This window comes from Pseudomonas sp. RGM 3321 (genome assembly GCF_022836805.1).
Classification (GTDB): Bacteria; Pseudomonadota; Gammaproteobacteria; order Pseudomonadales; family Pseudomonadaceae; genus Aquipseudomonas.
The window spans coordinates 1-23,091 of record NZ_JALHBH010000120.1; the positions used below are offsets into that span (position 1 = coordinate 1).

17 protein-coding genes and 2 pseudogenes are annotated in these 23,091 nt (G+C 59.6%); 11 read left to right on the forward strand and 8 right to left on the reverse strand.

What is annotated here, in order from left to right; translation table 11 throughout:
- Positions 1-320, forward strand: a 320-nt coding sequence (locus RGM3321_RS24130; RefSeq protein ID WP_244395124.1) for a hypothetical protein, incomplete at its 5' end; no start/stop codon positions are given.
- Between the two features lie 302 nt (positions 321-622).
- Here the strand turns inward: RGM3321_RS24130 and RGM3321_RS24135 are convergent.
- On the reverse strand, positions 623-1,066 hold the full coding sequence (locus RGM3321_RS24135; RefSeq protein WP_244395125.1) for a hypothetical protein: 444 nt from the start codon (positions 1,064-1,066) through the stop codon (positions 623-625).
- Between the two features lie 14 nt (positions 1,067-1,080).
- Here RGM3321_RS24135 and RGM3321_RS28530 point away from each other — a divergent pair.
- The 9 genes and pseudogenes from RGM3321_RS28530 to RGM3321_RS24175 form a co-directional block, all read left to right on the forward strand.
- Positions 1,081-1,302 (forward strand): annotated as a pseudogene (locus RGM3321_RS28530) (ABC-three component system protein); the annotation flags it as partial.
- 627 nt (positions 1,303-1,929) lie between these two features.
- Entirely contained in the window at positions 1,930-2,667 is a 738-nt protein-coding gene (locus RGM3321_RS24140; protein ID WP_057431575.1) for an FCD domain-containing protein, read from the forward strand.
- The gene (locus RGM3321_RS24145; RefSeq protein WP_244395126.1) at positions 2,664-3,680 is read left to right on the forward strand and encodes an ABC transporter ATP-binding protein; all 1,017 of its coding nucleotides are present in this window, start codon (positions 2,664-2,666) and stop codon (positions 3,678-3,680) included. The genes RGM3321_RS24140 and RGM3321_RS24145 overlap by 4 nt, the downstream gene beginning before the upstream one ends.
- The gene (locus RGM3321_RS24150) at positions 3,677-4,810 is read left to right on the forward strand and encodes an oligopeptide/dipeptide ABC transporter ATP-binding protein (RefSeq protein WP_244395127.1); all 1,134 of its coding nucleotides are present in this window, start codon (positions 3,677-3,679) and stop codon (positions 4,808-4,810) included. Before RGM3321_RS24145 ends, RGM3321_RS24150 begins: the two co-directional genes overlap by 4 nt.
- Positions 4,807-6,309 carry an ABC transporter substrate-binding protein gene (locus RGM3321_RS24155; RefSeq protein ID WP_244395128.1) on the forward strand — a complete coding sequence of 501 codons (1,503 nt, stop codon included), beginning with the start codon at positions 4,807-4,809 and terminating at the stop codon, positions 6,307-6,309. The genes RGM3321_RS24150 and RGM3321_RS24155 overlap by 4 nt, the downstream gene beginning before the upstream one ends.
- A gap of 28 nt (positions 6,310-6,337) precedes the next feature.
- Positions 6,338-7,282, forward strand: coding sequence for an ABC transporter permease (locus RGM3321_RS24160; protein ID WP_244395129.1), 945 nt, complete (start codon positions 6,338-6,340; stop codon positions 7,280-7,282).
- Complete coding sequence (locus RGM3321_RS24165) at positions 7,282-8,154, forward strand: ABC transporter permease (protein ID WP_244395130.1); 873 nt, start codon at positions 7,282-7,284, stop codon at positions 8,152-8,154. The genes RGM3321_RS24160 and RGM3321_RS24165 overlap by 1 nt, the downstream gene beginning before the upstream one ends.
- Before the next feature lie 28 nt (positions 8,155-8,182).
- A complete protein-coding gene (locus RGM3321_RS24170; RefSeq protein WP_244395131.1) occupies positions 8,183-9,778 on the forward strand; it encodes a gamma-glutamyltransferase family protein in 1,596 nt (531 codons plus the stop codon).
- Positions 9,779-9,942: 164 nt separating this feature from the next.
- Positions 9,943-10,383, forward strand: a complete 441-nt coding sequence (locus RGM3321_RS24175) for a TspO/MBR family protein (protein ID WP_244395132.1) — start codon at positions 9,943-9,945, stop codon at positions 10,381-10,383.
- 41 nt (positions 10,384-10,424) lie between these two features.
- Here the strand turns inward: RGM3321_RS24175 and RGM3321_RS24180 are convergent, their stop codons facing one another.
- From RGM3321_RS24180 to RGM3321_RS24200, 5 genes and pseudogenes are all read right to left on the reverse strand, one after another.
- Positions 10,425-11,603: a DUF2252 domain-containing protein gene (locus tag RGM3321_RS24180; protein ID WP_244395133.1), complete on the reverse strand. Its 1,179-nt coding sequence runs from the start codon at positions 11,601-11,603 to the stop codon at positions 10,425-10,427.
- Between the two features lie 382 nt (positions 11,604-11,985).
- Positions 11,986-12,192, reverse strand: a pseudogene (locus RGM3321_RS28535) (MCP four helix bundle domain-containing protein); the annotation flags it as partial.
- Between the two features lie 391 nt (positions 12,193-12,583).
- Positions 12,584-15,616 carry an efflux RND transporter permease subunit gene (locus RGM3321_RS24190; RefSeq protein WP_244395135.1) on the reverse strand — a complete coding sequence of 1,011 codons (3,033 nt, stop codon included), beginning with the start codon at positions 15,614-15,616 and terminating at the stop codon, positions 12,584-12,586.
- On the reverse strand, positions 15,613-16,716 hold the full coding sequence (locus RGM3321_RS24195; protein ID WP_244395136.1) for an efflux RND transporter periplasmic adaptor subunit: 1,104 nt from the start codon (positions 16,714-16,716) through the stop codon (positions 15,613-15,615). The genes RGM3321_RS24190 and RGM3321_RS24195 overlap by 4 nt, the downstream gene beginning before the upstream one ends.
- Positions 16,713-18,143, reverse strand: a complete 1,431-nt coding sequence (locus RGM3321_RS24200) for an efflux transporter outer membrane subunit (RefSeq protein ID WP_244395137.1) — start codon at positions 18,141-18,143, stop codon at positions 16,713-16,715. Before RGM3321_RS24200 ends, RGM3321_RS24195 begins: the two co-directional genes overlap by 4 nt.
- Before the next feature lie 276 nt (positions 18,144-18,419).
- On the opposite strand from RGM3321_RS24200, the gene RGM3321_RS24205 reads away from it, so the two are divergent.
- A complete protein-coding gene (locus RGM3321_RS24205) occupies positions 18,420-19,754 on the forward strand; it encodes a diaminobutyrate--2-oxoglutarate transaminase family protein (RefSeq protein ID WP_122259896.1) in 1,335 nt (444 codons plus the stop codon).
- 152 nt (positions 19,755-19,906) lie between these two features.
- Here the strand turns inward: RGM3321_RS24205 and RGM3321_RS24210 are convergent, their stop codons facing one another.
- Positions 19,907-21,868, reverse strand: a complete 1,962-nt coding sequence (locus RGM3321_RS24210) for a MacB family efflux pump subunit (RefSeq protein WP_244395138.1) — start codon at positions 21,866-21,868, stop codon at positions 19,907-19,909.
- Between the two features lie 2 nt (positions 21,869-21,870).
- Complete coding sequence (gene macA / locus RGM3321_RS24215; RefSeq protein WP_244395139.1) at positions 21,871-23,028, reverse strand: macrolide transporter subunit MacA; 1,158 nt, start codon at positions 23,026-23,028, stop codon at positions 21,871-21,873.
- Positions 23,029-23,091 lie beyond the last annotated feature (63 nt).

Sequence of the window (23,091 nt, forward strand, 5' to 3'; positions counted from 1 at the left end):
TCAACGATGAGCTTGCAGACATCAAGCTTGAAGGCTGCATCGAATTTTCTGTATTTCTTGGTCATGGTGACTCCTCAATGGATATAGTTTCACCCATTAAGGTGTCCGGGGTCATTAGACCAGCTCAAGCAAAGTCTGGCACCGATACCAGAATCCAGGCTATCAGTACTACTGTTAGCCCAGTCAGAGCACAAAAGGCGGCTCGCCACCCAAACTCATTGCCCATAAACGTTGCTGCGGGAATACCGATCGACGACGCAATGGGAGAAGCTTACTGCCAATCATGGCCGGGGTACCGGGGACGTTTCGTAAGACATTAAACGTCTCCCGAAGATGCTGGGGTAACCCAAGGAAGCTTTCGCTAAGCACCACCTTTTGAGGTTCAATGCGGTTCCACGTCAGGCTTTGCATCCGACGCCGGAGCTCGACCGTTACCTTTGACAGCCTTCCCGCCTCTGCAACTAGGCAAATACGTTGCTCTTGGTGCTTGTGGCGATTGCGTCTGCTGAGCGCCTCAGAGCGTGACGGAACATACCGTTAGCCATCATCACCGCAAGGCAATGGTGAGCGCGTTTCAGGGAAGAGAAATCCCCGCTCTTTGGGGATGCAGGTACCTTTATGATCAACTCCTCCGTGTTTTTGGTTGTTTTGCGCCGGCGCCTTTTGAGGCTGAGGCATCGGTTGTCTCACCATTGCTCTCTTCAGGCTGAGCCTGTTCCGACAGGGCACGCCGGAGCTGCTCGTTTTCAAACTGAGCAGAGGCAAGCTGTAGTTTCAACGCTAGCTCCCGCTCGCTGCTTCTGGCGGCAGTCTCATTAAAGGCCTTCGCGTCCAGTCGAAGCGTAGCGATCTGTTGCTGAAGCTGCTCCGTGATACCGACCGACTTCGCCTCTGCCAGCTGCAAGCCCTGGATCTCGCCTGTCAGGGTCTGAATCCGCGCTTCATGAGCATGGAGGACTTTAACTTGCTGCCGGTATTCTCCCAGCAACCGTTCGTTGTCACGGTTCAGCCGAGTCAGGTCATCCTGTTTCAGTACCAAGGTTTCCTGAAGCTTGCGCTGCTCCACCTGGGACTCATGTATCTGGGATTCATGATCTCGGTGCGCTCGTCCCCCGAACAGGCCAAGGTGTCGTAAATCACCTTTCGGGCAGTGCACTAGGGAATCGGAAGCTTAGGGTGTATGCACCGTACTCGCCTCCCATCGGAGCAAACCTCACGCTTCCATCCGCAATATTGCGAATGGCGCTGCACCTGCCACACGGCAGTCAGAGCCTGATGCAAGGCGCGCAAACCTGGCGCACCTACGGTGGCCGCGGACGAAAAAAGATTGGGGCTTTTGGTGCGGTCGCTCGAATTACCGTTAGTACCATGAGTGATCAGAGCAACTGGCCAGCGCCCGGGCTTCTCCGGTCGTGTGACAAAAGCATCGAGAAGCGCACTTGAACCATGGGGCAAGCGAACGCTGAGAAGCAAAGGCTCCCTGATCAAACCATCAATGTGCGCATTAGCTATTAACGCTAACGCTTCCCCTTGTTGCACTTCATTCTCCAGGAGGAAAGTTCCGACGCTAGCCGCCAATACCAGTAACAGCAAAGCGATCGATGCATTTTTCAACGCCACGCCAGAAACTCCCCGCAGAATGCGCGCCTCACTGGCGCACTATGCCCGGATTGATGCAAAAAAACGCCCCCTCCGAAAAATTGGTTCACAGACCTGCGAACCAATCCTCTTCCATGCCTGGAACCGATCAGCCGAACCTTTGAGCATTGGCGCGCCGGGCTTGATCGCCTGCACTCGTAAGGAATCCTGCAATTGGAAGTTGATCGAACCAATTTTCATTGGCATCGCTCTTGCACCAGCCCTTTTGCCTTGAACATATGCCTATAGGCAGCTCAGGGCATCTTTTTTCAGTCTGGTGCGAGTACCACGATGCAAAGGTTCGATCCTGACGTCCCCATCGACAACTCTTCGAAACTGGCACTGGATGCCTTGCGGCAGATCGTTGCTCAGCATGCCGCATTTCCCCAGCGGGCGCTGCCTACCGAGCGGGATCTGGCTGTCGATTTCGGGGTCAGCCGACGGGCAATTCGTCGGGCCTTGTCGGTGCTCGAAGCCGAAGGCCAGATCTGGCGGCGGCAAGGTAAAGGAACCTTTGTCGGACCTACACCACCCAGCGCCGCCATGAGTTTCGCCCGGCTTTCTGGCCGGACCAATTTCAGCGAGGTCATGGAAGCGCGTCTGCATCTGGAACCGGCACTTGCCTCATTGGCAGCGGTGCGGGCCAATGGTGAGCAGATGGCGATTTTGCGCCGCCTTGCCGAGCGCACTACTCGCCAGCAGGTCGCCGAGCAGACTGATGCTGAAGGTATTGAACTGTGGGACAGCGCCCTGCACCGTGCCATTGCCGAAGCCGCAGGTAATCGGCTGATGCTGGATATCTTCGAAATGCTCGATGCGATCCGTCTGGACCCCGCCTGGCGCGACTTGCGTCACCGGGCGCGCAATGCCGATCGCCTCGACACTTACAGCCATGATCACGACGACATCGTCAGCGCTATTGAAAGCCGCGATCCGATCAAGGCCGCCACCGCCATGCGCGGCCATTTACGGGCGCTGCAACAGGCCCTGAACACCGTCATCAACCAAGACCTGGAGGCCAGCCTATGAGCGCCACTGCCCACCTCACAGAAAACGGCGACAGCACAGTGCTCAGCATCAGCGACCTGACCGTCCGCTTTGCCGGTGCGCCCGCCAATGTTGTCGACGGCGTGTCGTTTTCCGTCAAGCGCGGCAGGACCCTGGCCATCGTCGGCGAGTCCGGCTGCGGCAAGAGCGTGACCTCAATGGGTCTGATGGGCCTGTTGCCGACGACGGCCAAGGTAGACGCCAGCGACTCGCTACTGATCGATGAAGCCTTGCTGGGCATGTCCGAAGAACGCCTGTTGGATGTGCGGGGTAACCGCATGGCGATGATTTTCCAGGAGCCGATGACTTCCCTGAACCCGGTCTTCACCATCGGCGAGCAGATCGCCGAAAGCGTGATTCGCCATCAGGGCCTTGCAGACAAGGCTGCCCGGCAGCGGGCGCTGGAAATGCTGGAAAAAGTCCGCGTGCCGGACGCTCGCCAGCGGCTGGACGCCTACCCTCACGAACTCTCCGGCGGCATGCGTCAACGGGCGATGATTGCCATGGCGCTGGCCAATGATCCGGCGCTCATCATTGCGGATGAACCGACCACTGCGCTGGATGTAACCATTCAGGCGCAGATCCTCTCGCTGATCGCCAACCTGCAGGCCGAGACTGGCACAGCGATGATTCTGATCACCCACGATCTGGGCGTGGTGGCCGAAGTCGCCGATGACGTATTGGTGATGTACGCCGGTCGCGTGGTTGAAAGCGGCCCGGTGAAAACCCTGTTCGATGACCCGCAGCACCCATACACCATCGGCCTGATGGGCTCGATGCCATCGATTGGGCCTCGTGAGAGCCGCCTGGCAACGATTAACGGCCGAGTGCCGACGCCGGCAGAAATGCCCGGTGGTTGCCGTTTTGCCGGGCGCTGCCCGTTCGTGATCCAGCAATGCCGAGACAAACGCCCGCCGCTACTTGAGTTGTCTCCCGGACACTTCGCCGCGTGCATTCGTGCGCCTTTGGAACAGCATGTGGGAGTCAGTGCGTGAGCTTTTCCGAACGAGACTTCGCCGAGCGCGTCAGTGCCGACAGTAGCGCGCAGAAACCTATTCTGGAAGGCATAGGACTGAGCAAGCACTTTGCCGTGGAAAGCGGTCTGTTACGCCCGAAGAAACCACCGGTACAGGCCGTCAATCAGGTCAACCTGTCAGTCCGCAAAGGCGAGACACTGGCGTTGGTGGGCGAGTCCGGCTCGGGTAAATCAACCCTCGGCCGCTTGCTGCTCAACCTGCTGCAACCGACTGCGGGTGACGTGATCTACGAGGGCCGCAACCTCGCCAACCTGACACCGGAAAAGCTGCGTCAGGTACGCCGTGACCTGCAGATCATCTTCCAGGACCCGTTCGCCTCGCTGAATCCACGCATGACCGTGGAATCCATCGTTGGCGAACCAATCTGGCTACACAGTCAGGCCAGCCGCAGCGACCGTCAGGAAAGAGTCGCCGAGTTACTGCGCACCGTAGGCCTTGCTCCTGAACACGGTGGTCGGCATCCCCATGAATTCTCCGGTGGCCAACGCCAGCGCATCGGCATTGCCCGCGCACTGGCTTCCGAGCCACGCCTGATCCTCGGTGACGAGCCGGTCTCGGCGCTGGACGTTTCGGTGCAGGCGCAAGTGGTCAACCTGCTCGAAGACCTCAAGCATCAATTCGGCCTGACCCTGGTGATTGTTGCCCATGGCCTGGCCGTGATTCGCCACATGAGCGACCGCGTGGCGGTGATGTACCTGGGTGAAATCGTAGAACTGGCGCCGGTCGACGCGCTGTTCGAAAACCCCTTGCACCCTTATACCCAGGCGTTGATGGCCGCCGTGCCGGTCAGCCACCCTGACCTGCGCCAGCCGCGTCCGTTACTCGGCGGCGATATGCCCAGCCCCAGCCGCCCGCCTTCAGGCTGCCGCTTTCATACCCGTTGCCCGCACGCTCGTGCGCTGTGCAAGGAGGCTGCGCCGGTCATGGAAACGGTCGAGGCCGAACGCCAGGTCGCCTGCCACTTCTGGCGTGAAATCGCCAACGCAGGCAGCGCCACGCTGATCCTTCCGACACCCAGCGCTGCCTACACCCAGCGCCTGAATCTGTTCAAGCACCATCAATCCCTTGCAGTGGAGAGCCAGCCATGAAAATCGCACGCGTCGTGACAGGAACGTTGTTATTGCTGGCCGCCAACGCTGCCTTTGCCGAATCGACGTTGCGCATCGGTATTCAGGACGATCCCGATGTGCTGGATCCGCACCGTTCGCGCACCTACTCCGGCCGCCTGGTCTACACCGCGCTGTGCGACAAACTGGTGGACGTCAACCCGGACCTGACCTACTCGCCGCAACTGGCCACCGCCTGGAACTGGAGCGAAGACGGTAAAACCCTGACCATGACGTTGCGCGATGGCGTGACGTACCACGATGGTGAACCTTTTGATGCGGCCTCGGTGAAGTTCAACCTCGACCGCGCCCGCACCCTGCCCGACTCACTGCGCAAAAGCGAGCTGGCCTCGGTGGACAGCGTGGAGGTAATAGACGCAAAAACCGTCGCCATCAAGCTCAAACAAGCCGATGCCACGCTGGTTTCACAGCTGTCGGATCGTGCCGGGATGATGCTCGCGCCGAAAGCTGCGCAAGGCGAGTTCGCCTCCAACCCGGTCTGCTCCGGCCCTTACAAATTCGTGCAGCGCGTGCAGCAGGATCGAATCGTGCTGGAGCGTTTTGACAACTACTGGAACAAGCAGGCTTATCACTTCGACAAAGTGGTGTTCCTGCCGATTCCGGACACCTCGGTGCGCCTGGCAAACCTGCGATCCGGCGACCTGGACATTATCGAACGCGTTGCACCTACCGATGTGAAGACCGTCAAGGGCGATAGCAAGCTGGCGATCTACAACACGCCAGGCCTGGGCTACATGCAACTCATGTTCAACATCGGTAACGGGGAAAAAGCCAACTCGCCGATTGGCAAGGACAAGCGCGTACGTAAAGCCTTTGAGCTGTCTATCGACCGCGATGCCATTAACCAGGTGGTGTTCGAGGGCCTGTACGCGCCAAGCGCTCAGCCGTTCCCGAAAAACAGCCCGTATTACGACAAGGACCTACCGATCCCGGCTCGCGATGTCGAGAAAAGCAAAGCGCTGCTGGCTGAGGCCGGAGTGAAACTACCGTTGGCGGTGGACCTGAAAGTGGCCAACAACCCTATCGCGCAACAGGTCGGGCAGATCATTCAGGCCATGGCTGAAGAAGCGGGCTTCAAGGTCAACCTGATTGCCACTGAATACGCCACGATGCTCAGCGAACAGGCGAGCGGCAATTTCCAGATCGGCATGAGCGCCTGGTCGGGCCGTCCTGATCCGGATGGCGATATCCATCAGTTCGTGACCTGCAAAGGCGGCCAGAACGACGGTAAATACTGCAACGCCAGGCTCGACGAGCTGTTGAACAAGGCGCGCACGGTAAACGACGTTGCACAACGCCAGGCGCTTTACAACGAAGCGCTGCGTTTGCTGGCCGATGAAGTACCGACCGCCTACCTGTATTTCGACCCGCGAATCATTGCAATGCGTAACAACGTGACTGGTTTCGTCCCTAACCCGGACGGTCTGATTCGTCTGGCCAATGTCGCGTTCAAGCCATGACTGACGGGCGCACCTGCGAGGTTCCGGTATGCTGATGTTCATCCTGCGACGCCTGCTCAGCTCGATACCGACGCTGATTCTGGTTTCGCTGTTTGTCTTCACCCTGCAGAAGCTGCTGCCGGGTGATCCGGTGCTGGCGATGGCCGGTGAAGAACGCGATCCGGCGGTCATGGAATACCTGCGCGACAAATACCGGCTAGATGACCCGATCCCGTTGCAGTATCTGAACTGGGTCGGCAACGTGCTGAGCGGCGATTTCGGCACATCACTGCGTACCGAACAGCCGGTGACCACGCTGCTGGCGTCCAAGCTACCAGTGACCATTGAACTGGCCGTGCTGGCCCTGCTGATTGCGCTATTGATAGGCATTCCAACCGGGATCATTTCGGCGGTGCGCAAAGGCACTGCGGTGGATTATGGGGCCAACGTGGTGGCGCTGTCGGGGATTTCTATTCCGCACTTCTGGCTGGGCATTCTTCTGATCATGGTCTTTGCGGTGAAACTGCAATGGCTGCCCGCTTCCGGCTTCGTGCCTCTGGGGGAGGACTTTGGGCAAAACCTGAAGACCTTGATTCTGCCAGGCTTCGTACTGGGTGCCGGGCTTTCGGGGATTCTCATGCGTCACACCCGCAGCGCCATGCTGGAAGTATTGCGCACTGACTACGTCCGCACAGCTCGTGCCAAAGGACTGTTCCCGCGCACAGTGATTCTCAAGCATGCGCTGCGCAATGCGCTGATGCCCATCGTCACCCTCACGACGCTGCTGTTTGGTGAATTGCTTGGCGGCGCGGTGCTGACCGAGCAAGTGTTCAGCATTCCGGGTTTCGGCAAGATGATCGTCGACGCTGTGTTCAACCGCGACTACGCCGTGGTGCAAGGTGTGGTGTTGTGTGTCGCGATTGGCTTTCTGCTGTTGAACCTGCTTGCCGACGTGCTCTACCGCTTGATCAACCCACGCCTGAGGACTGCCTGATGACCGCTATTGCCAGCCTGCCGCATAGCGCGATCATGCCGCGCAGTCGCTCGCCTTTTCTGAAGAAGTTCCTCGCCAACAAAGGCGCAGTGATTGGCACGGCGGTGTTGCTGCTGTTTGTCCTCGCGGCCATTCTGGCCCCCTGGATTGCGCTCCATGATCCGCTAAAGGCCAACTTTCTCGCCGTACGCAAGGCTCCCTCGTTGATCTACTGGCTGGGTACCGACGAACTGGGTCGCGATCTGTTTTCACGCTTGCTGTATGGCGCTCGGAGCTCGCTGCTGGCCGGTGGCGTTTCGGTAGCCATCGCCATGCTCATCGGCGTGCCTCTGGGCCTGCTGGCCGGGTACTTTGGTGGCAAGCTGGACACGCTAATTTCACAGGTCATGGAAGCACTGTTGTCCTGTCCGTTTCTGGTGCTGGCCATCGCTTTGGGCGCCTTTCTCGGCCCAAGTCTGACCAACGCTATGATCGCCATCGGCCTGTCGGCCATGCCGATCTTTGCCCGGCTGACCCGTGGCCAGGTGCTGTCGATCAAGCATGAGGATTACCTGGAAGGTGCCCGCGCCATCGGCCTGCCGGATCGCTGGATTATCCTGCGTTACGTGCTGCCCAACGTGATGTCGCCGCTGGTGGTGCAAGCGACGCTGACCATCGCTTCGGCGATTCTGGCTGAAGCCAGCCTGTCGTTCCTTGGCCTGGGTCAGCAACCGCCTTCGCCATCGTGGGGCTCGATGCTCAATACAGCGAAGAATTTCATGGAGCAGGCTCCGTGGATGTCGATTGCGCCAGGTGTGGCGATCTACATCACGGTCCTGTGCTTCAACCTGCTGGGTGACGGCCTGCGCGATGCGCTGGACCCCAAGGGCTAAACCTTTCGTTCTGCCAAGAGAAACGCTTATGTTCGATGATCTGGATTACAGCCAACCCTACGCTTCGGCGCGCTCGCCGGTGATGGGCAACAACATGGTCGCCTGCTCTCAGCCATTGGCCGCTCAGGCCGGGCTGGACATGCTGCGCCGTGGCGGCAATGCGGTCGACGCCGCCATCGCAGCAGCCATGGTGCTGACCGTGGTAGAGCCCACTGGTTGCGGGATTGGCAGCGACGCCTTCGCCATCGTCTGGGACGGCAGTACGCTGCAAGGTTTGAACGCTTCCGGCCGCGCGCCACAAGCCTGGACGCCTGAGTACTTCGAAGGCCGTAGCCAGATGCCGCAACGTGGCTGGCCTGCGGTCAGCGTGCCGGGGGCGGTTTCGGCCTGGGTGGCGCTGTCCGAGCGTTACGGCAAGCTGCCCTTCGCGACCCTGGCTGAGCCGGCGATTGGCTATGCCCGCGATGGTTATCAGGTAACGCCGATTATCGCCGAGCTGTGGAAACGTGGCTCGCACCTGCTCAAGGATCAACCGGGCTTTGCCGAATGCTTCATGCCGGATGGCAAAGCCCCCTTGGCCGGAGAAAAAATCCAGCTCAAGGACCATGCTCGCACGCTGGAACTGATCGCCCAGACCAAAGGCGAAGCGTTCTATCGCGGCGAACTGGCACAGGCGATCATCGCCCATGCCAACGCCAATGGCAGCGTGATGAGCCTCGACGATCTGGCCACGCACACCGTGGACTGGATCGATACGCTGTCGGTGCCATACGCGGGCGCCGTGGTGCATGAACTTCCGCCAAATGGCCAGGGCATTGCCACCCTCGCCGGCCTGACCATGCTTGAAGCGCTGGGCGTCGGCGAACACCCGGTGGACAGCCTTGAAACGGTTCACCCGGTGCTGGAAGCAATGAAACTGGCCTTGGCCGACCTCGACGAACATGTCGCCGACAGCGAGCACATGCGCGTGCCCTCAGCCGATTTGCTGGGCAAGGCGTACCTGACAGAACGCGCGGGCCTGATCACCGATCAGGCCGCCAATCCCGGGCACGGCTCACCGAAACCGGGCGGCACGGTGTACCTGTCAGCGGCGGATGAAAGCGGCATGATGATCTCGTTCATCCAGTCCAACTACATGGGCTTCGGCTCGGGTGTCGTTGTACCCGGCACCGGCATCAGCATGCAGAACCGTGGCGCAGGCTTTTCCCTGGACCCGCAGCACGTCAATTACGTTGCACCGCGCAAGCGTCCGTTTCACACCATCATCCCTGGCTTTGTCATGAATGCCGACGGCACGCCGCTGATGTCATTCGGGCTGATGGGCGGCCCGATGCAGGCGCAGGGCCACTTGCAGATGATGATGCGCATCCTGCGCTACAAGCAAAACCCGCAAGCTGCTGCCGACGCACCGCGCTGGAGAATCGAATCCGGCCTGAAAGTCGCCGTGGAGCGTGCGTTTGACCCTGACGTGGTGAAAGCACTGCGCGCAAAAGGTCACGACATCGATGTCGAAGAGCCAAGCGGCGTATTTGCCTTCGGCGGTGCGCAGATTATCCAGCGCACGGCGCATGGCTATGTGGGCGGGACCGATCCCAGGAAGGATGGAGTGGTCGCGGCTTATTGATCAAACGCAGCGGTTCGGCCAGCGCAGCAGGGCATTGACTGTTCAATCAGCTTCGCTGGCCTCACCTTGCCACTCAAAAGATCGGACCTTTCCAGCGCGCCGGCGTCCAAGCTTGAGATCGCCATTCATCTCACACCCTACAGCGTTTCAACCCAGGAAAAGCCATGACCTTTTTGATCTTCCTTCTAGCCTGCAGCGCCGCCGCAGCAACCGGCATCATCTTTAAACCAGGAGCATGGTACGAATCCCTTCAGAAACCGAGCTTCACCCCGCCAAACTGGGTATTTCCGGTAGCGTGGACCGTGATCTACCTGCTCCTCGCCTGGGCAGGGTATCTCCTGACGCTGCTCCCCGGCAGCCAGATCGTGCTTGCCCTGTGGGCTGCTCAGATTGCACTGAACACGTTGTGGACACCGTTATTTTTTGGTGCGAACCGCATTGTCGCTGCGATGGTGATTCTTGCTTTGCTGTGGATTGTTGTCGCCTCGATGATCGTAATGGCCTTGCAGCTGGACATCATTACGGGGCTGATTTTATTCCCCTATCTGGTATGGCTCTCGGTGGCAGCGGCGCTGAACTTTTCCATTCTGCGCCACAATAGATAACCATCCCGGCTTTGCCGTCTATTGGCTCTAAGGCGAAACCGCTACAGCGCGTAACGGCGGCAATGCTCAAGGTAGCCTTGCTCGTGACTACCGACCAGTTGAACGACGCTCGACCATAGCCAGGAGGGCGCGTCCAGGGTATCGGATCGATTGGTTTGCAGGTCACTGATCCACGCCGCACGTGTGGCCAGATCCATCTGTCTGGCGTGGGCTTTACCCACAACTTTGGCGAGATAAGCTGCGGCCTGCATGGCCTCTTGCTCAGTGAGCTCATCAAGTTCCAGCTTCATGTCCTGAGGAAGTAGCTCACGAATGAAGAACGAGTGACCCAGCATTCGCACGGCAACCATTCGGCTACCCAGGCCGGGCGACAGGTGCCGAGCGCCCTCCACTACCCGTTTGCCGTTGTCTCTGGGCATGCGAGCCCTCGCCGTACGTGGGGCCGCTGCTGCGACCGCTTCCTTGACATCGAGCAGGCAGAACTCTTCATCCTCTTCATCGCCAACCCCCATCAGCACTGCGTAGCGAAGCAGCCCCAGAGAGCTGCATCCTTTTACCCAATAGGCGGAGTCGAGTAAGCGCACACGGTCATCCTGGGACCTGCCTTTGAGCGATGTCACCAGCGCATGAATCTCCGGCGTTTCACAAAGCGCCTTGATCGCATCGCGTTCCGCACGTGACAGTTGCCAGAAATGCTTGCCCAGCGGAATGGTCGGTTGGGTGCCTTCGAAACGCTCCTTTGCCAGATGCTTCCACGTGCGTTGTACCGCGCTGCGCATCCCCGCTTTCACTTGCGCAGGACGATCCGGCTCTTCATCGTCGTTGCCGATAAAAGCCTCTTCGTAGCCCTGCATCATCTCTTCCAGCATTCTTGCCGTGGTCACTCCGGGTAGATCCGAGCCACGGGCAGCCGTCGCCAACGACAGCCCCAGCCTCACCAGGTCATGGGCCGGATTACCGATGACGGCTTGATCGAGGTCGCGGATATGCATATCGATGCGCCCTCTCGAATCCCCTGTGGGCCCCAGATTACCGGCATGGCAATCTCCGCAGATCCAGACCGGCGGACCGCTGGGCAGACGCCTGCCCGACTGACTGTGAAGCCACTCATAGAACTGCGCGGTATTGCCTCGCACGAATGCGTGCGCAGACCGCGCCATCTTTAAATTGCGCAAGTTGGTGAGGGATTTGAGACGGGTGTCGGGGCGAGGCGTTTTCATTGGAAAAACCTTGAAGAGGGTTATTCCATTGACTCGGTATGTGACACGAATGTTTCAAGATATTTCGCATCTGGTCGCTATTCGTCTTCAGCGTCGAGACCAGACTCTAATCACTCTCAAGCGCTTCGGCCCCGCAAACTGGCGAGGTCAACCCGTAAACAAGAGAAAAGCAAAGGAAAGCAGCGTGTATTCCCGTCCCAAATGGTCCAGACGACCAAGCCGGAAATACACCCGCACAAGCCCGTTAAAGCTTGAGCTGCGCAACAATGCGTTTTTGATCTGGCGCTTGTTGGAGTCGATCATGATCTGCGGGTAGCCGCGAGCCTTGTTGAACTCTCCGTCGGCCAGCGCGTTGAGGCGATTGCGCGCGTCTTCCAGTTTGCCCGCGGTTATGAGTGGTCAGGGCGGTCATCGTCTCGTTGGTGTTGGCCACTGAAACCAGGTTATTCCAGAACGTCAGCTCAAGGGCATCGGAGAGCCGGTTGATACCGAGCATACCCAAACCACCCACAGCCAAGGTGATCATGGCGCAAACGATGAACGCGGCCATGAGTTTTTTAGCGAAACTGGTGCGATTTATCAGGTTCATTGATTAACCATCATCGTTAAGTAAGGGGGCACTTCTGTCCGAGCGCCCTACTGCACTAGAGGCAAGTAGTTGAACGTGGGTTTTGCGCACTTTTGCGATAAGCGATTTTTCGGACTGCAGAAGTATTCATCCAATTTCTGTGCCCGAGCAGGACCTGCTTGTTCACTGCATCCTGACTTTTCGCGATTCCTGTCGTTACCGGCATGAACCGGATTTTATGAATAGACACTGCGGTGTTACTGGATAAAAAGGTGGCGACCAGATAAAAAACGGGCACGGCTGCGCAGGGTTTGCCAAGTAGAACCCAAGGAGGGAAATGTGTCGGCATGCCAGGTATTCTCAGGCATTAGCCTAGGTCAGGGAGCCTGCGACGATAGCGGATTACACGGTTTTATCGAGGCCTGCGAAACCATCCTTTAAGTGTCTCGTGGCCATCATCGATATAAGTAAAAATAACGGGCACTACCAACAGGCTTAGTACGGTCGAGGCCAATAGTCCGCCAATGACGACCACCGCCATCGGCTGGCGGAAGCCCGATTCTCCGCCCCATCCCAATGCTGTCGGCAACATGCCCGCACCCATTGCAATAGTGGTCATCAGAATCGGCCGGGCACGTTTGTGGCAGGCGTCGATCAACGCCTCATAACGGCTCACGGTCGGCTCACGACGAGCCATAATCGCGTACTCCACCAACAGGATCGAGTTCTTGGTCACAATCCCCATCAGCATCAGCAAGCCGATGACCGACGCCATGGAAAAGCTCATCCCGCCTATCAACAGTGCCAACAGTGCGCCGCCGAGTGATAAAGGCAGTGCCGAGAGGATTGTCAGCGGCTGCATGAAATCATGGAACAGCAGCACCAGCACCGCGTAGATACAGAACACGCCGACGGCCATAGCCAGGCTGAAATTGCCAAACAGCTCGCTCATCAACTGCAACTCGCCCTGCTCTACCAGTTTCACTTGCGCTGGCAGGTTCTGCATGACCGGCGCTTGCCTGGCCTGCTCCATCACTTCGCCCAGATTGCGCCCATTGAGCTCGATGGAAAGAGTGATATTGCGCAAGCGATCGATACGATTAATCTGCGCGGGGCCGCTGCCCATGCTGATTTCTCCCAGAGACGCCAGCGCGATCTGGCCATCACGCCCCGTGACCCGTAACTGAGCGAGACTCTGCAGGTCGGTGCGTACTTGCGGCTGCATACGCACCCGCACATTGACCTGGCGCTGGGACAGATTGATCTTGCCCAGGGACGAGCTGTATTCGCCGTAGGTGGCCATGCGCAGTGTGTCGGCGATGTCCTGGCTGCTGACGCCAAGCTCTGCCGCGCGGATAACATCCGGGCGCATCTGGATTTCCGGCCTTTGCACCGCAGCACTGGAGGTGATGTTGCCTACGCCTTTTATCTGGCGCAGCTGCGGTTCAAGAGCGGCTGCGGTACGCTCCAGCAAATCGCCATCATCGCTGGCGAGGACGATGTCCAGCCGCTCGCCGCTGGCGTCACCACCGACATTCACCCGCACACCGGGCAAACTGCGCAGACTTTCACGCATGCTCGCTTCCACCTGGGACTGTTTCAGTGCGCGCTGGTTACGTGGTAGCAGATCGACGGTCAGCGCCGCCTTGCGATCACCCGCACTGCCCGCATCGCCGCTGCCCGCCGCGATGAAAACGTGGGCCACTTCTGGAATCTCGCGTAAACGCTTCTCAGCCAGCAAGGCAATCTCGCCGGTCTGGGCCAAGCTGCTGCCGGGCGGCAACTCCAGGCTGACGGTGCTGCTGGCAATATCCTGCGCAGGCAAGAAGCTGGTAGGCAGCAAGGGAATAAGTGCCAGCGAGCCTATGAACAAGACACCAGCAATGGTCATGGTGGTCTTGCGGCGGCTCAGGCTGGTGTGAATCCAGCTCAGGTAACGTCTCATCAAACCGCTGTCGTGCTCACCATGCGCGCGAGCCTTGAGAAAATACGCCGCCATCATTGGCGTCAGCAGACGGGCGACCAACAACGAAAACATCAACGCAGCGCTGGCAGTCACACCGAATTGGCGAAACAGTTTGCCGGAAACCCCGCCCATGAAAGCGGTTGGCAGGAACACCGCGACCAGAGTCACAGTGGTTGCCAATACCGCAAGGCCGATCTCGTCGGACGCCTCAATCGCCGCCTGAGTCGGGGTTTTGCCCATACGCAGGTGGCGCGCAATGTTTTCGACCTCGACAATTGCATCATCGACCAGAACGCCGATCACCAGGGCCAGCGCCAGCAGCGAAACTGTATTGAGGCTGAAACCGGCAAAATACATCACGCCAAATGTCGGGATGATCGACAAAGGCAGTGCTGTGGCCACGATAATCGTAGCCCGCCAGTCACGCAGGAACCACCAGACCACCAACACCGCCAGCAACATTCCTTCGTATAGCAGCATCATGGAGCCGCGATAGTTTTCCATCACCGGGTCGACGGCATTACTCGCTTCTTCAATACGCACATCAGGATGTTGCCTGGCGAACTCACTGACTGCCTGGCGCACATCCCTGGTCACTCCGACGTCGGAAAAACCCAGAGAGCGCATGACCTGAAAGCCAATGACCGGTTTGCCGTCGCGATACGCCAGTGTGGTGCGCTCGGCATGGGTATCACGCACGGTGGCCAACTGCTGCACAGCGAGCATTCGCCCCTCGCTGACGGGAATGCGGATAGCGCCCAGCGCGGCAGGGTCGTCAATGCCGCCGAGCACACGCAGCGCCTGCTGTCCGCTGCCCAGATCGCCCTGACCGCCGGAATTGTCTTTCTGCATTGTCCGCAAACGATCCGCGATGTCCGTCACGCTCAAACCCAGGCCGGCCATCAGCGCGGGATCGAGGTCCACCTGGACTTCGCGATCCACACCGCCCACGCGGCCGATGTTCGCGACACCACGCACGGTCAGAAGCTTTTTACTCAGCTCATTGTCGACAAACCAGGACAACGCTTCTTCGTCCATGCGTGGCGCATCGACCACATAGGTCAGCAACGCCGTGGTATTGGTGGTCAGGCGGGTTACCGATGGCGTGTCGAGGTTGGCTGGCAACTCGGCGGCAGCGCTGTCCACCGCATTGCGCACCTCGTTGAGCGCTTCATTGCCATCCTTATCGATGTCGAAGATCACATTGATGATGACGCTGCCTTCGGCAATTTGCGTGCTGACATGCTTGAGCAGGCGCAGCGAGGTCAGCTTGTCTTCGAGCTTGCGTGCGACTTCGGTTTCCAGTTGCTCGGGGGCGGCCCCTTCCAGTGAGGCACTGATGACCACTGCGGGCAGATCGGTGTCGGGAAAGTCCTGGATACCGAGACGATCGAATCCGAGGGCACCAAACAGGGTCAGCAGTAAAAACAGCATGACCGCCGGAACCGGGTAACGAATCGACAGCGCGGAGATATTCATTGCGTGCGCGCCTCGGCGTTGACCAGCGTCACGCTGGCCCCGTCATTGAGAAAGGCCCCACCGCTACGGACGATCTGTGCCTGCTGTGTCAGACCTCCGAGGATTTCCAGCGCCGATCCACGCCGCCGCCCGACCTCTACGACGTGTTGGCTGACATGCATATCCTTGCCCAGCACGAACACATAAGAGCGTCCGTCACGCAGAATCACACTGGTGTCCGGGACAGTCAGCGCCGCAGTGGATGGCAGTTCGATGCGACCGCTGGCGTACATGCCGGCGCGCGCCATCGACCCCGTGGGCAGGGACACATAGACCAGCGCCCTGCTGGTCTTGCTGTCGAGTATGGGCGAGACCAGCCGCACGCGACCTTCGACCTGAATACCGCCTGGCAACGTCACGCGAGCGAGCTGTCCGACCTGCACACCTGGCAGTTGCTGTGCATCCAGTTCTGCCTGCCACTCGATGCGGCCATCCCGGATCATCCTGAACATTTCGCTGCCCGCCGACACCACATCGCCGAGCAAGGCCTTGCGCCCGGATATGACCCCGTCATCCACCGCGACAATGCGTGTCTGCGTGAGTTTGATCCGGATGCTGCGCAGGTCGGCATTTGCCGAGGCCAAGTTGGCTTCAGCGGTCTGCACCTTGACCCGGTATTCTTCCAGTTGCTGCTCAGACAAGGCCCCGCTCTGTCCGACCAACGCCGCACGTCGCGCATTGGAGCGGGCTTCCTGCAATTGCGCCGTGGCCTGGGCTGCCGCTGACTTCTGCTTGTTTTCCTCGGCCAGCACGCTGTCATCGGCCAGGGTCGCCAAGACCTGGCCTTTCTTCACCTGATCGCCGATATCAGCCTTCAGGCTGGCGATACGCAAGCTTCCGGTCTCGGCACTGATAACAGCTTCCTGCCACGGCGCGAGCGCACCGCTGGCGACCCGTTCCTGTGGCCATTCTTCGTGGCGCGGTTGAACCGCCTCGACGGTAAGGCTGGTTGACGGCGCAACAGCAGCAGCCGGGGTCGGCTCTGCACGGCCAAACAATAGCCAGCCTGAAACGCCCAACACCGCCAGCGTCAGCAGCCCATACATGCGTATCTTCCTCATGCGCCGTCCCGCTTCGCTGTCTCACTGGCCAAACCTTCGCGACCGTCCTGCCATCCACCGCCCAGGGCCTTGTACAGGGCAATCCAGTAGCGCACTTGATTTTGTTGCACGGTGATCAGTTCGATTTGCGCCGAAAGGGCCGAGCGTCGAGCCACTTCGCGGTCCAGCAGGCTGGCGTTACCGGCCTGCCAGTTGCGGTCTGTGGCCTCGAACGACGCTTCATAGCCGTCGCTGGCCCGCTGCGTACTGGCTTGCGAACGCCGCGCCGCGTCGAGACGCACCAGTGACTGCTCGACTTCCATTACCGCCGTGCGCAAGGTCTGCCGATAGGTCGCCAGCGCCGCGTCATAATCTGCCCGCGCCGAGTCCACTGCCGCCCGGCGCTTGCCTGCGTCGAACAGCGGAACAGTCAGTTGCGGGCCGAGGCTCCAGTTACGGCTGAATACTCCAGTGGTGGTCCCCACCTCGAACGATCCGATCAGACTCAGGCTGGGCAGACGATCCGCCTGAGCAGCGCCGATCTTCGCATTCGCTGCGGCCAGTTCGCGTTCGCTGGACGCCAGGTCCGGGCGCTGGCGCACCAGGTCGGCGGGTATTTCCCGTACATCCAGCGACGCAGGCTGGGGCAGTCGCGCGGGGTTATGGCCGAGCACTTCCCGCACCTGTTCCTCGTCGCTACCGGTCAGGGCCACAAGGCTTTTGAGCAGCACGTCGCACTCACTTTGTTGCTTGATGAGGGTCGCATTACTGGCCGCCGCACTGGCGTCGCTCAGCGATGAATCAGCGGCTGCGGTAAACCCGGCCTGAAACGACACACGAGTCAGACGTGCGGTCTGTTCCTGGGATTGCGCCTGATCACGGTAAGCGTTAACCAGCATCTGGCAGCCGCGGTATTGCACGAAGTCATCACCTACCTCGGCGGCCAGCGACACACGAGCTTCATGCCAGTCATTGACACGTGCTTCGAGCAGATTGCGTGAAGCCTCGTCGGTGCGTCGCAGTTTGCCGAACAGGTCCAGTTCCCAGGATGCATCGAGAGTTGCGCCGGAAGTCGTACCGCTCTGGCGCACCCCGCTCTGCCTGATGCCAGCGCGTGACTTGCTCACGCCGCCGCTCACTTGCGGCAGCCTGTCGGCAAAGCTGCCGTCCAGCGTCGCGCGTGCCTGGGCGATGCGCGCCAGCGCCTGATCGAGAGACGGGCTGTCTGCTTGCGCCAGGCGCAACAGGGTTGCCAGTGCCGGGTCATCGAACTGTTGCCACCAATCCTGCAGCCGCACCATCGACGCTTCATGGGGCAGCGGCGCATGCCACTTGCCGGCAACCGCCACCGCAGGCAACTGGTAGTCCGGCCCTAGCGTGCAGCCGCTGAGCAGTGACACCACAAACATCGACAACAGGAATCGGCCAGCAGGTTTGCCAATAGACATAAAGCTCTCGAAAATTCCGGAACAGTGGTGTCTTGAGAAAAGAAGCAACGGGGCAGGAATCCGGACGATCAGGAGCGTTGTCGCGAGGTTTCCTGCTGCGCCACAAATCCCTTTCGTAGCATGCATTTAACGCTGGAGGCCGCGGTATGTATGTCGTGGAATACGGGGACAGTCCCACGGCGATAAGTTGGCGATCCCCCTGAGGTTCTTACAGAATCGGGCCCTGCTCGAACCGAGTAGCAATGAATCCGTACCTGTGCCAACAAGGGATCGACTATGGAAGAGTTAAGTAATCTCAAGAAACTGGAGTCGAATGCGCGCACCTACGCAGCGACCTTCCAGCAGCTGTTTGTCAGTGGCAAGGGCATGCGGGTCAAGGACGCCAACGGCCAGGAGTACCTCGACTGCCTGTCGAACGCTGGCACACTGGCACTGGGTCATAACCCGCCGGTGGTCCGCGAGGCGGTGATCGAATTCCTCAACAGTGATCATCTGCAGCAGGCCCTTGACCTGGCCACACCGGCCAAGCACGCCTTCGTCGAAGAGCTGTTCGCGACGTTGCCCGCCAGAATGCGCGACAACAGCAAAATTCTGTTCTGCGGCCCCAGCGGTTCTGACGCGGTCGAAGCCGCAATCAAGCTGGCCCGCCATTACACCCAGCGCTCGCCGCTGATGTCCTTTCACGGTGGTTATCACGGCATGACCGCTGGCGCATTGTCGGCCATGGGCAACCTCAACCCCAAGGCCGGGCTGCTGGCCCAGGGCACCCACTTCCTGCCCTTCCCCTATCGTTTCCGCTGCCCGTTCGGCACCGATGGCGAAAACACCGACCGCCTCTCCATCGAGTACATCCGTACTGTACTCAGCGACCCGGAAAGCGGTGTGTCCAAGCCGGCTGCGGTGGTGGTCGAAGTGGTTCAGGGCGAAGGCGGCTGCATCGCGGCGTCGGCAGAATGGCTGCGCGCTGTGCGTGATATCACTCGCGAGTTGGGAATCCTGCTGATTGTCGACGAAGTACAAACCGGACTCGGACGTACCGGCAACCTGTTTGCTATCGAACATTCCGGGATAACGCCGGATATTCTGGTGCTGTCCAAGGCCATCGGTGGCGGCTACCCGATGTCAGTGATCGTCTATGCCGAGCACCTCGATACATGGGGCCCAGGCATGCACGCAGGAACGTTCCGTGGCAATCAGGTGGCGATGGTGGCCGGGGCTGCGACCATGCGTCATATCAAGGAGCACGATCTGGTCGGCAATGCCGTGCTGCGTGGTGAGCAGTTGCACAGCGGGCTGGAGAACATCGCTCGACAGTTCCCGTTTATCGGCGATGTCCGTGGTCGTGGCTTGATGCTCGGGGTAGAAATCGTCAAACCGGCTACAGGATCACGTCCGGGCGTTGGCGATGGTGCACGTGCGCGGGCGATCAAGCTGGAGTGCTTCAACAACGGCATGATCATCGAGACAGGTGGACGCAACAGCGCAGTCGTGCGCTTCCTGCCACCGTTGAATATTACCGAATCGGAAGTGGGCATGGTCCTCGACCGCTTCGAACAAGCCCTGATGAGCAGCAGCGCAGCACGGGTTTCCAGCGTCAGCGCGGTAGGCTGAGTACTCGCAACAGCCTGCTCGAGAGGCTGATACAGCCGACAGATAGCCGTCGGCTGCATCAGCCTCTCGTGAGCAGGATCTCTTCCACACTGCCCACATCAGCGGGCTGTCGATATCGTCATGCAGAACATCCCTGTCCTGCAATCCCCTCGTCAATCCCGCGCCAGCGCCTCGATCGGATCGAGCTGTGCCGCGTTACGTGCCGGTACGAAGCCGAACACGATGCCGATCAATGTCGAGCAGATGAACGCAGTGACAATCGAGCCCACGGAAAACACCATCTGCCATTCCTTGACCAGCAGTGAAAACACATAGCCGATCACGAAAGACAGGCCTATGCCGATGACCCCGCCAATCAGGCAGACCATCACCGCCTCCACCAGAAACTGCTGACGGATATCCGACTGGCGTGCCCCGACGGCCATGCGAATGCCGATCTCGCGCGTCCGTTCCGTGACCGACACCAGCATGATGTTCATCACCCCGATGCCGCCGACCGCCAGCGAGATCACCGCGATCAACGACAGCAACAGGGCCAGCGACTGACTGGTCTTCTGCACCGTTTGCATCACGCTGTCGAGGTTGTAGGTGAAGAAGTCCTTGGTCCCGTGCCGCTTTTGCAACAGCTTGTTAACGTTGTCCTCGACCACCTTGCTTGGCTGTCCGTCCTTTACCCGCACGGTGATGCCGTCCAGGTAGGTCTGACCCAGCAGGCGTCCGGAGGCGGTTCCGTAGGGCATCCAGATATTCAGATTCTTGCTGGTGTCGAAGATGTTTTTCTTGTTCTCGGTCACGCCGATCACCGTACACGGCAGGTTACCCACCAGGATCACCTGGCCCAGCGGGTCGACCTTGGGACCGAACAGGCGAATCCGCGTGTTGTAATCGATCACCACCACCTGTGCCTGCCGCCGGGCGTCATCCTTGTTGAAACCCACCCCCAGGCCCATCTTCGTGCCACGCACCTGGAAGTAGCTCGGGCTGACCCCGCTCACCGTTGCCGATACATCGATATTTCGGTAGCGCACCAGCAGGTTGCGGCCGATATTCGGTGTGGCGCTGTCGATGTAGTACTCACTGCTCAACGCCGCCACATCGGACAGCGCCAGGGTCTGGATATCCATTGACTTGGTGTCGCCAAAGTCACTGCCTGGGAACACCTCGATGGTGTTGCTGCCGATGGCCTCAATGTCCTTGAGCACATAGCGCTTGGCCCCTTCGCCGATCGCAACGATCGACACCACCGAGGTGATGCCGATGATGATCCCGAGCATGGTCAGCAGCGTGCGCATGCGATGCGAGATCAGCGCCACCCAGGCCATGACGAAAGCTTCCTGGAACAGGCCGATGTTAGCCATCAGCCGGTTGCCCTGGCTGGGTTTGGTCGGCAGGCGCTCGGTGGTTTTTTCGTTGATGATCGGGCGGTCAGTGTTGACCCGGTCGGCGATGATCTCGCCGTCACGCATCTCGATGATACGCTCGGCGTGCGCTGCCACCTTCTCGTCGTGGGTCACCAGGATCACGGTGTGTCCGGCGCTGTTGAGCTCCAGGAGGATATTCATCACCTCCTTGCCGCTCACGCTGTCGAGGGCGCCAGTGGGTTCGTCGGCCAGAATGATCTCGCCGCCGTTCATCAGCGCCCTGGCAATACTGACCCGCTGCTGCTGGCCGCCTGAAAGCTGGCTTGGCCGATGCTCCAGATGCCCGGGCAGGCCCAGCCGCTCAAGCAGCTTCTGCGCGCGCTCCACGCGCACGCCCTTGCCGGTGCCTGCGTAAATGGCAGGCATTTCGACATTCTGTATCGCCGGCAGGTGCGGCAACAGGTGATAACGCTGAAAAATGAAACCGAAGTGATCGCGGCGCAGCTCCGCCAGCTCATCATCGGTCAGCGTACCGGTTTCACGTCCGTCGACCTTGTAACTGCCGCTGTTGGCGTGATCCAGACAACCCAGCACGTTCATCAGCGTTGACTTGCCGGAACCCGAGGCCCCGGTAATGGCAACCAGTTCGCCGGCATTGATCGTGAGGTTGATGTCATTAAGCGCGATGAAGTCCTTTTCGCCGGCGACGAAACGACGGGTTATCCCCTTGAGTTCCAGAAGAGCTCGACTCATGGTCAGGCCCCCGCTGTCGCTGGTGTGGCCGACGGTTCACCGATCACCACCTGGTCGCCCTCGGCAAGGCCGCTCTTGATCTCGACCCGCACGTTGTTGTTGATGCCGGTCTGCACGTTACGGGGCTGGGCCTGGCCCTGATTGTCCATCACGCGCACCGGGAAGGTGCCGTCGCCGTTCTTGTCGCCCAAAGCTGCAACAGGCACAGTCAGTACGTCCTTGGCCTTTTCACGCACGATATGCACTTGGGCGGTCATCGAAATACGCAGGCGGTGATCAGGGTTGGGGACGTCGAACAATGCGTTGTAGAACACCGCACTGTTCGGTTTGCTGGCGGTGCTGGATTGCGCATCAAGGAAGTTTTGCGGCGCTGGCTCCGTGCCTTTCAGCTTGGCGTAATAGCGTTTTTCGGCATCGCCGAGGATGGTGAAATACACCTCTTGACCTGGGGTGATATGAATCACGTCGGCCTCTGAGACCTGCGCCTTGACGGTCATGGTGTCCAGATCCGCCAATTTGAGAATCACCGGTGTCAGTTGGCTGGCGATTACAGTCTGACCTTCCTGCGTCACGATACCCACCACATCACCACTGATCGGCGCGACGATACGGGTGTAGCCCAGGTTGATCCTGGCGGTCTCGATCTGGATTCTTGCGTCGCGCACCTGGGCTTCCAGCGACCGCAGGTTGGCACTCCGGACCTCGAAGTCCGATTGCGCCGTATCGAAGTCCTTTTGCGAGATCGCATCATCCGCACGCAGTTGCTTGTAGCGTTGGTAAATGGCTTTGGCGTCCTTGAGCTGTGCGACAGCCGCATCCTTCTGGGCGATCAGGTTCTGTTCGTTGACCTGCGACTGGCGCAGAGTGTTCTGCAGCACCACGGGATCGATTTCCGCCAGCCACTGACCCTGTTTGACCTTGTCGCCCAGATTGACCTTCAAAGACTTGAGCTGGCCCGAGACCTGCGCGCCGACGTCAACCTGCTTGATGCCCTGCAGCACCCCGCTGGCCAGCACCGAGTTTTCGATATCGGTGCGTTCGACCTTGGCAGTCAGGTACTCCGGAGCCTTTTCCGGGGACTGGACGCTGTAGGCAATACCCGCGGCCAGAACCACCAGCACGACAACGATGAGCACTTTGCGAAACTTCAACTTTTTCATAGAAAGCCACGAATGTGTTGAGGATTGACCCGGCGATCAGCCGCCGGGCTTGAAGAAACGACG

Excerpts from the sequence above, each read along its gene's own strand:
- RGM3321_RS24180 (WP_244395133.1), bottom strand. The coding sequence starts at position 11,603 with ATGAAAACGCCTCGCCCCGACACCCGTCTCAAATCCCTCACCAACTTG.
- RGM3321_RS24165 (WP_244395130.1), top strand. The coding sequence starts at position 7,282 with ATGACCGCTATTGCCAGCCTGCCGCATAGCGCGATCATGCCGCGCAGT.
- RGM3321_RS24140 (WP_057431575.1), top strand. The coding sequence starts at position 1,930 with ATGCAAAGGTTCGATCCTGACGTCCCCATCGACAACTCTTCGAAACTG.
- RGM3321_RS24205 (WP_122259896.1), top strand. The coding sequence starts at position 18,420 with ATGGAAGAGTTAAGTAATCTCAAGAAACTGGAGTCGAATGCGCGCACC.
- RGM3321_RS24175 (WP_244395132.1), top strand. The coding sequence starts at position 9,943 with ATGACCTTTTTGATCTTCCTTCTAGCCTGCAGCGCCGCCGCAGCAACC.
- macA (WP_244395139.1), bottom strand. The coding sequence starts at position 23,028 with ATGAAAAAGTTGAAGTTTCGCAAAGTGCTCATCGTTGTCGTGCTGGTG.
- RGM3321_RS24210 (WP_244395138.1), bottom strand. The coding sequence starts at position 21,868 with ATGAGTCGAGCTCTTCTGGAACTCAAGGGGATAACCCGTCGTTTCGTC.
- RGM3321_RS24200 (WP_244395137.1), bottom strand. The coding sequence starts at position 18,143 with ATGTCTATTGGCAAACCTGCTGGCCGATTCCTGTTGTCGATGTTTGTG.
- RGM3321_RS24145 (WP_244395126.1), top strand. The coding sequence starts at position 2,664 with ATGAGCGCCACTGCCCACCTCACAGAAAACGGCGACAGCACAGTGCTC.
- RGM3321_RS24155 (WP_244395128.1), top strand. The coding sequence starts at position 4,807 with ATGAAAATCGCACGCGTCGTGACAGGAACGTTGTTATTGCTGGCCGCC.
- RGM3321_RS24170 (WP_244395131.1), top strand. The coding sequence starts at position 8,183 with ATGTTCGATGATCTGGATTACAGCCAACCCTACGCTTCGGCGCGCTCG.
- RGM3321_RS24160 (WP_244395129.1), top strand. The coding sequence starts at position 6,338 with ATGCTGATGTTCATCCTGCGACGCCTGCTCAGCTCGATACCGACGCTG.
- RGM3321_RS24195 (WP_244395136.1), bottom strand. The coding sequence starts at position 16,716 with ATGAGGAAGATACGCATGTATGGGCTGCTGACGCTGGCGGTGTTGGGC.
- RGM3321_RS24190 (WP_244395135.1), bottom strand. The coding sequence starts at position 15,616 with ATGAATATCTCCGCGCTGTCGATTCGTTACCCGGTTCCGGCGGTCATG.